The organism is Xenophilus azovorans DSM 13620 (assembly GCF_000745855.1).
Lineage (GTDB): Bacteria > Pseudomonadota > Gammaproteobacteria > Burkholderiales > Burkholderiaceae_C > Xenophilus > Xenophilus azovorans.
Window position 1 is genome coordinate 11,761 of record NZ_KN050770.1, and the last position, 3,624, is coordinate 15,384.

Below are 3,624 nucleotides of genomic sequence, written 5' to 3' on the forward strand. Positions count from 1 at the left end.
GCTGCCAGCCGCCGCGCCGATGGCGCCTGCCGCGCGCGAGAGACGGCCGGCCGCGTCCCTGAGCATGCCGCCGCTGGCATTCTTCCCGCCCTCGTCGCCCTTGCCCTCGCCGCGCTGGAAGCGCCCGTTCGCGCCACGGGGCTGCACCACCACCGTGGGGCGAACCTCCGTGCGCGCCTGGGGGCGAGATGCGGCAACAGTGGTCGGCGAAGTGCGCGCGCCGCCGCGTCCCACCGGCGTCACCACCTGGCCGATGCCACCCAGGCCAGCCGATGGCGTGGCCGACGGCGCAGAGCGCGAGGCGCGCTCGACCACCGCCGCCACCGCGCGCGTGGCGCGGGACTGCACGCCCATTGCGCGCGCGATGGCTGCTACATCGGAGCGCACCGCGCGCCAGATGGTCAGGCTCTGGCGCTGCGTCGCCAGCAGCTCGCGCGAGGTGTCCAGCAGCTCACCGACGAGAAAGCCCCGATCATCCGCCTTGAACATTGCCATGAGTTATCCCTTCCTGCGGACGATCTGCATGAAGCCGTCCACGCGGCCATTGCGGTAGAAGCGCTTCACAGGCACAGCGGGGTTGCCAGGGTGCAGCAAGCCATCGAGCCGGTCGCGCATGCCGTCGAGGATCGCGGCGGGATGGCGCGGCGCCTCCTGCGGCGTGGGAACCGGGGCCCTTAGCGGCTGAACGCGGCGTGCCGGCTTGCGCCCCTCGGGGTTTGGCAGGAGCATCAGGCTCCAGTCGTCGGTGTCGTCTCTCATCGCTGAACTCGCGTGGTGCTCCAGTCGTTCGCGTCGATGGCTGTCAGGGTGGCGATCTGCATTTGCATCTGCGCCTGCACCAGGGAGCCATCGGAGCCGCGAGGACCGGACAGGGGGTAAGGGATGGACTCGATGACCAGCGGCATCAACAGCCGGTTGGCGAAGCTCATGCCGATGATCTGCGGGGTCTTGCTGGCGAACAGTGAGGGCTCGCCGCGTGCGGATGAGGCCAGGATGCCGTCGGGCGCGATTTCCTGCGGCACCGCCCAGCGGATCAACTGGTCGATGGGGCGCTCAACCTCCTCGTCGGCGTTGTCGTAGGCTCGAAAATGGGCCGTGAGCGTGATCTTCATCGGCGGCATACCGTTGAAGACCTGCATGCTGTTGAGCTTCGTGAGGTTCGAGCGGCCGGCCAGCGAGGCGACGCGACCGTTGACCTGATCCAGGCTCTCGATGGTCGGGAACTGCTTCTGGATCGCCTGCAGCACCGACGTGAGTGCGCCCGTCTGCAGCATGGCGCTGAGCGTCGAGAACTTCTGATCGGGGCCGATGTTCTCGAACGCGGACTGCCAGTTGGCGACGATCTCGGCATGCGCCTCCGAGATGGGCGCCACCACCACGGGGCTGTCGGGATCGCGCACCCAGGTGGAGGACTGCTTGTCCTCCGAGTCCTGACGCTTTACGGCGAAGAAGTGCGCGAGCAGGTGCGCGTTCAGGCCGTCCCACTTCGAGGTGAGCGCCGGCTGCACGCCGTTCAGGGCCGAGCCGTTCACGCGGCGCCTCCAATGACTTCCACCACGCGCGCAAGGGCGCCGGCCAGTTCCGCGTCTCGCTCCGCAATTTGCTGCAGCGTCGGCATGCACAGGTCGCCGTCGAGGGCGAGCCGAAGGGCTGTTGCCTCCTCGGCGTCGAAGGGCGTATCGCCGACGCCCATGCGATTCATGATGTGCAGCACCACGCCCTGCAGCGCCGCGACGGCCTGCTGACGCGCCTCGGGCGCTTCCTCGTGGTCGGCGAATGCCTGGATCAACAGCGCCTGGCGGGGGCCGAGGGAGGCCAGCGCCGCATTGCGCGTCGCCCCCTCGCCGAGGTCGAACTCCGGCGGGATCGGCGCATCGCGGTCGAAGGTGGAGCACCAGATAAGGAACGTCAGCACAACACCCGAAGCAGCCTCGACGTTGACGTAGGAGCCCATCACCAGTGCGTCCTCGGGTTCATCGGGGTGCAGCTCGACCAGCAGCTTGGCGCCGTCGGGGTGCGCGGGATCGACGGCGCCCAGGGCTTCGGCCAGCTCGCGCGCATCGGCGTCGAGCACGCGAAATCGGACCGGGCCGAGGGCCACGGGCTGGAGGTCGGCCGCATCCTCTTGCGCGTAGTGCTCGGGATCGTCCGGGAAAGGCTGGCCGTTCGCGTCGAGTGCCAGTTCGGTCAGCAGCTCGGCGCCGATGTACTCGGCCACGTGGCCGGCGTTGTCGTTGGAATGGTTCACATCGTTCCTCGGGAGTTGAAATTCATGGGCGCGTTTGCTGCGCGGCGAGTGCGGCCAGGGCACGGGTGATGGCCTGCGATGCGGCATCGGTCTTGCCGGCGTACACGGCCATCGCGAGGCGAATGTCTGCAGCCGTCGCCTTCGGCGTGAGCGTGGCGCGGCGCTGATACGGTTGCACGCGGATCGTGCGGGCGCGCTTCGGCAGCATGCCCTCGGCTTCCTGCTGGCTGACGGTGAACACCTTCGGCCTGGCCTTGCCGGGCGCGTCGATGCGCTGGCGGTCGGCCTCGATCATGTTGGCGATGCGCTGCCGGATGCCGCCGGACTGCTGCAGGTCCGTCATCACGCGCACGAGGTGCTTGCAGCAGGCCCCGGCCAGCATCGGGTTCTTCAGCTTAGGGTACCCGTGCTCCACCCGGCCCGCCACCCAACCACCAGCCGAGGCGACATAGCGCAGGAAGTAGCGGAAGTGCTCGCAATCGCACTCGAAGCGCAGAGGCGTCTCCTTGACGAGCCACATGGCGGCACCCAGCGGCTTGCCGGGGCGCGCGAGCGCGGCGGAATACTGGACGAACTCGACGGTGACGTGGTGCCGATTCACCCGCGACTGCGCGCTGGCGTTCGTCACGAGCTGCAGCTTGCCGGCCTGCAGGCGGACCACCATGCTGTAGCGGATTTCCTCGCGGGCGCGCTGCACATCCGCAGGTCGAGACAGGCCCAGCGCCTCGGCAGCCGTGATGCCCTGGGACACCTTCTTGCCCAGGTTGGCGACAGCCTTGCGGAAGGCGGCGAGGTCTTGCGGCGTGATCGGCCGCACCTGTCCGCCCAGCGTTGTCGTGAGCATGCGCGCAGCGCTGTACTTGCCCGCCACCTCGACCGGATTGAGGATGACGCGGGCCTGTCGGCGCGATTCCAGCTCCTGCAGCCGGCGCCGGTTGGCCGCCTGGATGGCGTTGCCGACACGCGGGAGATCAGCCACGGCCCGCCTCCACCAGCAGCTTCGCGGTGCGATACGCCACCTCCAGCGCCTCATCGAACGCGTGCAGGCGGTCCCGCAGGAAGCGGTTGTGCGCGCGCATGATGTCGCGGCGGCCGCCCTTGTAGGCGTTAGCGCGCGACACGGCTTTTCCCTCGGGGGTTTGAGGCCCGGTTGACCGCAGCCAGGGCTTCGCCGCTCGGGCGATTTCCGATTGCCGGGCGCGCTGCTCCGGCGTCCAGCGGCGTGCCGCCATGTTCGTTCTCCAGGGCTTCCAGTTCGTTCGGCGAAATGCGGTCCTCGCGGGCGTGGGCGCGCGAGGCTCCGGACACGCCCATGACGACTTGCTGCGGGCCTTCGCCCTGATTGACGGCCGCGTTCTTCGTGAACACTGCCTGCC

At 69.0% G+C, this 3,624-nt stretch carries 6 protein-coding genes and 1 pseudogene; all 7 read right to left on the minus strand.

All coding sequences use genetic code 11. The features are described from left to right. The coding region (locus tag Q392_RS33600) for a hypothetical protein (protein WP_169748376.1) at positions 1 to 495 on the minus strand (495 nt) is incomplete at its 3' end. A gap of 3 nt (positions 496 to 498) precedes the next feature. Further along, positions 499 to 759, minus strand: a complete 261-nt coding sequence (locus Q392_RS31105; RefSeq protein WP_038218640.1) for a hypothetical protein — start codon at positions 757 to 759, stop codon at positions 499 to 501. Beyond that, positions 756 to 1,532, minus strand: a complete 777-nt coding sequence (locus Q392_RS31110; RefSeq protein WP_038218642.1) for a hypothetical protein — start codon at positions 1,530 to 1,532, stop codon at positions 756 to 758. Before Q392_RS31110 ends, Q392_RS31105 begins: the two co-directional genes overlap by 4 nt. Further along, a complete protein-coding gene (locus Q392_RS31115; protein WP_038218644.1) occupies positions 1,529 to 2,248 on the minus strand; it encodes a hypothetical protein in 720 nt (239 codons plus the stop codon). Before Q392_RS31115 ends, Q392_RS31110 begins: the two co-directional genes overlap by 4 nt. Positions 2,249 to 2,270: 22 nt before the next feature. Further along, the gene (locus tag Q392_RS31120) at positions 2,271 to 3,227 is read right to left on the minus strand and encodes a hypothetical protein (RefSeq protein ID WP_038218646.1); all 957 of its coding nucleotides are present in this window, start codon (positions 3,225 to 3,227) and stop codon (positions 2,271 to 2,273) included. Next, positions 3,220 to 3,369: a hypothetical protein gene (locus Q392_RS33725; RefSeq protein ID WP_211260341.1), complete on the minus strand. Its 150-nt coding sequence runs from the start codon at positions 3,367 to 3,369 to the stop codon at positions 3,220 to 3,222. The genes Q392_RS31120 and Q392_RS33725 overlap by 8 nt, the downstream gene beginning before the upstream one ends. Beyond that, positions 3,356 to 3,624, minus strand: a pseudogene (locus tag Q392_RS33730) (hypothetical protein); the annotation flags it as partial. The gene Q392_RS33725 and the pseudogene Q392_RS33730, both read right to left, overlap by 14 nt.